We start from the raw sequence: 6,049 nt of genomic DNA on the forward strand, positions 1-6,049 counted from the left end.
CGCATGCATGACGAAATCGACGACGGCGCGCCGGCCGCGCCGGTCTGGCCCGCGTTCGCCGACCTGATGTCGGTGCTGCTCGGCGCATTCGTGCTGATCCTCGTCGGCGTGATCGGCATGCAGTTGCAGCTCACGTCGAAGCTCGAGGAAGCCGTGCGTGCGCGCCAGCAGGAAGCGCAACAACGCAAGTCGCTCGAAGAGGCGCTCGCCGGGCCGCTCGCGGCCGGCCGCGTGACGCTCGTGAACGGCCGCATCGGCATCAGCGGCAACGTGTTGTTCGCGCTCAACTCCGACCAGCTGCAGCCCGAGGGCCGCGATCTGCTGAAGACGCTCGCCGGGCCGCTCGCGACGTACCTGAAGACGCGCGACGAGATCCTGATGATCAGCGGCTTCGCCGACGACCAGCAGGTGCGCGCCGGCAATCGCCAGTTCGCGGACAACTGGGAACTGTCGGCCAAGCGTGCGCTGACGGTCACGCGTGCGCTGATCGATGCCGGCGTGCCGGCGCCGTCGGTGTTCGCGGCCGCGTTCGGCTCCGAGCAGCCGGTCAGCTCGAATGCGGACGATGAAGGCCGCGCGAAGAACCGCCGCGTGGAAATCGCGCCGGTGCCGCGCAAGACCGCGTCGAGCGGAGGGAAGGCGAAGTGACGGACGACGCGACGCCCGTGCGCGCGACGCTCGACGCGTGGCGCGAGCAAGGTGCCGACCGGCTCGATCCGGTGCGCTTTCATCGGCTCGACGCGCTCGAGAAGCGTGCGGCCGCGCTCGACGGCGACGCACGCGCGTTGCTCGATGCGCGGCTCGCGACGCTGCTGGACGGTTTTGCGGCGATCGTCGCGCGAGCCGGTGAAGCAGCCGATGCAAGCGGGAAGGCCGTAGAAGCAACTGCAGAGGCGCCCGTGCGACGCCTGCTCCGCGCGCTCGTCGAGCAGCTTGCACGTGATGCCGAGGCCGACCGGCGCGGGATCGATCCCGAGCTGATCGACTACTTCCGCGCGACGTGGTCGAAGGTCCGCACCGAACAGCAGTATCGCCAGTCGCTCGACCAGGTGCCGCGCAATGCGGGGCCGCTCAATTCGAACAGCCTCGTGCATCGGTCGCTCGCGACGATGCGCGAGCTGTCGCCGGAATACCTGCAGCAATTCCTGTCGTACATCGATGCGCTGGCATGGCTCGAGGATCTCGCCGGCGGCGCCGCGCAGCCGGAGAAGGATGCGCCGCGCGCGAAAGCCTCGAAGACCGTGACGAAGACGGTGAAGCCGGCGAAGAAGACCACCCGCGCCAAGGCGCGATAACGCACGCCTTTTCAGCCGCGCTGCGCATCGATCGCGGCACGCAGCGCGTGCAATGCGTCGCTCAGCACCGACGCGAACGGCGGATGTGCGGCGATGCCCGCCGCATCGAGCTGACTGCCGAGGATCGGCAGCGCGATCGACGCGCGTGCGACGATGTGCGCCGACATCACCGACAGCGTTTCCCGCAGCGCCGCGTCCGCATGCGTCGCGCGCGGCGACGCGTTCAATACCGCGACCGGCTTGTACACGACGGCTTCGCATCCGACGATCCAGTCCAGCGCATTCTTCATCACGCCCGTCACGCCGTGCGCGTATTCGGGGCTCGCGATCAGCACGCCGTCCGCTGCGTTCAGGCGCTCGATCAGGTCGCGCACCGCGGCCGGCGACGGAAATTCGGCATCGGGATTGAACAGCGGAAACTCGCCGAGGCGATCGAAGCGCGTGATGCACATCCCGCGCGGCGCGACGCGTGCCGCTGCATCCAGCAGCGCCGCGTTGTACGACTGAGCGCGCAGGCTGCCGCACAGCGCGACGATGTCGATGCGGCGTTCGGAATCGTTGCGGGTTTCGTTGGCCATAGCGGAACGTGTCGGTGGGGGGCTCGCGCGCGGCGGCGGCGCGCGGATCCGGCGAATTATCGCATCGGTGCGTGAGGGACGTGGGCGACGTGAGCGACGTTATCGACGGGACGCGCGTGGCCGGCGCCGCGCACGGGATGCCATTCGCGTTCGCTACGCCACCCATTCACGTTCGGATACCTGACAGTATCGATGCCGGTCATCGCGGTTGCTTGCGCCAGTTCATCGAGCGTCCATCCTTTGCCGAGCAACAGCCGCCGCGTATGCAGCGCGCCGTACACATGATCCGCAACGCCTTCGCCGAGGTAGCGTAGCGCGCGGCCCTCGACGTCGACGAAGCCGTGTCGGTAGTCATGCGCGAGCGCGGTCCACAGGCGTGCCGCGCCAATCGACTGCCGCGCGCCGCTGATCAGGCACAGGCCCGCGTCGAGCCCCCATCGATACAGCGTCGTCGCGAGCCCCTTGCGTTGCGCGGACCCGCGCAGCCGCGTATGCGGCGCGCGCAGGTAGCGGTCGGCGCGGCGCGGGAGTTCGGGCAACCGGTTGAAGATCGTGTAGCCGGCGAGCTGCCGGGCCGCAGGATCCTCGACGTACAGGAAGTATTCGCCGTCCGCCTCGCGGTGGCGGACGATCAGGCCCGAGTCGCCGAGCGCGACGGCCGGCAGGCCGTGCAGCCGATGGCGGGGCTGGTGCAGACGCGCGTAGAGCGTGTCGAGTTCATCGTCGATGTCGTGCTGGGAATGCTGTACGTCGATACGCATGGCAAAGGGCGCCCGTCCCGGGCGCGTCGAGAAAGGGGTTCATCGCAACGGGAAAAGGAAACGGGAAATGGCAGCGGCCCCCGGGCTCGGCGAGCGAGCCGGGGCCGCGAATCAGCTGGGGATGTGCTGGAAACCGGCGGCGATCGCGGCGAGGCCCGCGATGCAGAGTGCGAACAGGATCAGGACTTTGTGGATCACGCCTCTCTCCTCAAGAACGCGCGGCGCCGAAAGCGGTGCCGCGGAGACGGTGATGGCGGGCACGGCCCGCGCTGCCGTCGTGCGCGACGACGGTCGGAGGTCCGGGCGACAGGTGCGCGCGGACGGTCAGCACCATACGCGACGCGCTGCGGGCGAGCAATCGAACCGGGGGAGAAAAGCGATGAAACGCGGGGAATCGGGGTGTTTCGCGACAATTGGTCGCAAGAGGGCGATGCGAAGGGCTAGGTCTGCACGTATCGTTCAGCGACGACGTGGCTGTCGGCAATCCTTGGACGGATATTGCGTGATCGCTCGGTGGAATGCGCGCCCGTTGCGCCGGGCCGGCGTTGCGCATATCGCGCGTGACCGGCCGGCCTTCTGCTTCTGCCTCACACCACCTGCCGCCCACCGAACGCCTGCTTGATCCGCGCAAACACGCCGTGCTGCGCGATCCACTCGGCATACGCGCGATAGTCCGGATCGCGCATCAAATGCCGCTCCTCCGTCTTCGCCCGCGTGTAATAGATCAGGTTGACCGCGACGAGCCCCGCGCAGTGCATCAGCCCGACCTGCCAGCCGAGCGGCTCGACGAACGGCACCGACACCATCCAGTACGACAGGTTCTTCGTGATGTACGCCGGATGCTTCGTGAAGCGATACGGGCCCGACGTGATGATTCCGCGGTTCGTCAGGTTCGAGAAACGCAGCCCGAACGAGATCGTCGACAGCGCGTAGGTCATCAGCAGCAGGATGATCACCGCGCCCCAGATCACGCGCAGCGTCGGCGCGGACAACAGCCAGTTGTCCCAGAACAGCGAGCCTTCGTAGCGGATGTAGTTGTTCGAGATCAGCGACCAGAACGGCTGGTAGCACATCAGCGCGGCGACCCAGCCGAGCGTCGTCGGCTCGACGGTGCGCACGTGGCTGTCGAGAATGCGAAACGTGCACAGGTAACCGACGGTGCCGAACATCAGGTCCATCGTGAACGACAGGTCGTACAGGAAGACGAAGGTCGCGAGCGTCATCGGCGCGTGCAGCGCGTTGGCGAGCGACGCGCTCAGGTGATCGGCGTCCTTCGACAGGTAGACGGTCATCAGCGGCAGGAAAAACGCCTTCACGCCCCAGCCGGCGAGCATCTCGCGCACGGGCTGCCAGCTCGCGGGGTTCTCGCGGCGGAACAGGTAGCGGCCCCACAGCAGGTATGCGTCGTCGGTCTCGCGCTGGTGGCGGTCCATCCACGCGAAGTAGAACGGCGCCGCGACGATCACGTACGGCGCGAGCGAGCGCAGCAGCGACCAGAACGGCACGTAGAACGCGCCGTGATATTCGGGCAGCAGCCAGTAGATCATGCCGATGCCGGCGTAGATCGACGTCAGTGCGCCGAGCCGCGTCGCGACGCGCGCGAGCCCGAGCGGCCGCACGGCCTGTCGCGACAGGCCCGCGCTCGGGCGCAGGTACACGCGCGAGATGAGGATTTCGTGCAGCGCGATCGTGCCGATGATCGCGAGGCTGGCGATGACCGCACGCGTGGCCGCGTCGAGGCCCGGCTGGTCGCGCGTGATCCACAGCGCGAACAGGCCGGCCGCGATGCCGAGCAGGCCGGCGCGCAATGGGGTGGCGGAACGGGGCGGGCGGTCCTGGACCGCGGCGATGCCGTCGATGGTGGAATTCATGATCGGATCCTCGTCGGGGTGAGGGCCGGCGCCCCCGCTTGGCGGATGGCGCCGGCCGTCGACCGGGCTTTGATTTGATATGTGCCCGGCCATTGGCCTGTGGTTCTGATACGTGAAACGTGAAGCGTTACTTCTTGGGGGTGGTGCCGCCGAGCAGACCGCCGAGCAGGTTCGTCACCGGCGCGAGCAGGTTGGTCGTGCTGCCCGCGGCGCCGGTCGAACTGCCGGTCAGGCCTGCCGCGACGGTGCCGCTGCCGGACGGCGTCGTGACCGTGCCGGCCGCGCCGCCCGGGCTGGCCGTGCCGACCGCGCCCAGCGCGCCGGCTGCCGAAGTCAGCGAACCCGTCAGCGTGCCGACCGGACCGCTCGTCAGCGCACCGCCGAGGGTGCCCGTGAGGTTGCCGCCCGGCGTCGTGACCGTGCCGGTGAGGCTCGCGCCGAGCGGCGTCAGCGAATTGACGAGGCCGGTGACCGGCGCCAGCAGGCCGCCGACGCCCGAGCCGCTGGTGCCGCTGGTACCGCTCGTGCCGCTCGTGCCGCTCGTGCCGAGGCCGCCGAGTGCGCCCGTCACCGTGCCAAGCAGACCGGTGATCGGCGCAAGCGGGCCGCCGCTGGTGCCGCTCGTCCCGCTCGTCCCGCTGGTGCCGCCGGAACCGCTCGAGCTGCTTCCGCCGCCGAGTCCGCCCGTCAGCGTGCCGAGCAGACCGGTAATCGGCGCGAGCGGGTTGGTGCCGCTGCTGGAGCTGCCGCTGGACAGCAGGCCGCCGGTCGACGCCACCGTGTTGCCGAGCTGCGACACGCCGTTGCCGGCGCTCGTGCCGACCGGGTTGCCGGTCGCGCTGCCGATCTGCGAACCGGCGAGGCCGAGGCCGCTGCCGAGCGTGCCCAGCAGGCCGCTGAGCGGGGCGCCGAGCAGGGTCGCGTTGCCGAGCGTTTGCGTGGCGCCCGGCGTCGTGACGCCGCCGGTCAGCGTGTTGGTGATCGGGTTGATCACGCTGCCGAGCTGCGTCTCGAGTTGCTGCACGGGTGCGCTGTTCAGCGCCGTGTTCAGCGCCGACGCGGTCGAGTTGACCGCGGTGCCGACCGTGTTGACGAGGCTGCCGACCAGGGTTGTGGCCGGTGCGAGCGGCGACAACGGGCCGGTGCCGAGGCTCGTCACGGCATTGCCGAGGTTGTTGACCGCGCCGCCGGCGCCGGTCAGCAGGCCGGTGGTCGACGTGAGCGTCGGGCCGAGCGGGTTCGGCGACACGCCGATCGAGCCGAGGCCGGCCGCGACGCCGTTGCCGAGCGATTGCACGCCGTTGCCGAGGCTCGCGACCGCGTTGCCGATGCTGCTGGCCGTCGTCGGGTTCGTGCCGGGAATCTGCACGCCACCCGCTTGCGCACCACCGTTCACCAGCGTCGTGCCGAGGTTGGTGACGAGCGTGCCGGTTTGCTGGACGACGTTGCCGAGGGGGGTGACGCTGGTGCCGGAGGTGCCGGAGGTGCCGGAGGTGCCGGAGGTGCCGGAAGTGCCGGAGGTGCCGGAAGTACCGGAAGTACCG

7 protein-coding genes are annotated in these 6,049 nt (G+C 69.4%); 2 read left to right on the forward strand and 5 right to left on the reverse strand.

The window, feature by feature from the left end; translation table 11 throughout:
• Positions 1-3 precede the first annotated feature (3 nt).
• Together C7H84_RS07940 and C7H84_RS07945 are read left to right on the forward strand one after the other, a co-directional pair.
• Positions 4-648 (forward strand): OmpA family protein, encoded by a 645-nt coding sequence (locus tag C7H84_RS07940; protein ID WP_121858279.1) that lies wholly within the window; start codon positions 4-6, stop codon positions 646-648.
• The gene (locus C7H84_RS07945; protein ID WP_121858280.1) at positions 645-1,295 is read left to right on the forward strand and encodes a DUF2894 domain-containing protein; all 651 of its coding nucleotides are present in this window, start codon (positions 645-647) and stop codon (positions 1,293-1,295) included. Before C7H84_RS07940 ends, C7H84_RS07945 begins: the two co-directional genes overlap by 4 nt.
• An 11-nt stretch (positions 1,296-1,306) precedes the next feature.
• On the opposite strand, the gene C7H84_RS07950 is transcribed toward C7H84_RS07945, so the two are convergent.
• The 5 genes from C7H84_RS07950 to C7H84_RS07965 all read right to left on the reverse strand — a co-directional run bounded on the left by C7H84_RS07950 (position 1,307) and on the right by C7H84_RS07965 (position 5,874).
• A complete protein-coding gene (locus C7H84_RS07950; protein WP_121858281.1) occupies positions 1,307-1,873 on the reverse strand; it encodes an NADPH-dependent FMN reductase in 567 nt (188 codons plus the stop codon).
• A 56-nt stretch (positions 1,874-1,929) separates the two neighbouring features.
• Positions 1,930-2,634, reverse strand: a complete 705-nt coding sequence (locus C7H84_RS07955) for a histone acetyltransferase (RefSeq protein WP_121858282.1) — start codon at positions 2,632-2,634, stop codon at positions 1,930-1,932.
• A gap of 111 nt (positions 2,635-2,745) precedes the next feature.
• Entirely contained in the window at positions 2,746-2,895 is a 150-nt protein-coding gene (locus tag C7H84_RS36285) for a hypothetical protein (protein WP_162999232.1), read from the reverse strand.
• A gap of 326 nt (positions 2,896-3,221) precedes the next feature.
• On the reverse strand, positions 3,222-4,505 hold the full coding sequence (locus C7H84_RS07960; protein ID WP_121858283.1) for an isoprenylcysteine carboxylmethyltransferase family protein: 1,284 nt from the start codon (positions 4,503-4,505) through the stop codon (positions 3,222-3,224).
• A gap of 127 nt (positions 4,506-4,632) precedes the next feature.
• Positions 4,633-5,874 carry a collagen-like triple helix repeat-containing protein gene (locus tag C7H84_RS07965; protein ID WP_121858310.1) on the reverse strand — a complete coding sequence of 414 codons (1,242 nt, stop codon included), beginning with the start codon at positions 5,872-5,874 and terminating at the stop codon, positions 4,633-4,635.
• Between the last annotated feature and the right edge of the window lie 175 nt (positions 5,875-6,049).

Origin of the sequence: Burkholderia sp. Nafp2/4-1b (assembly GCF_003635165.1) — a bacterium.
Taxonomy (GTDB): Bacteria; Pseudomonadota; Gammaproteobacteria; order Burkholderiales; family Burkholderiaceae; genus Burkholderia.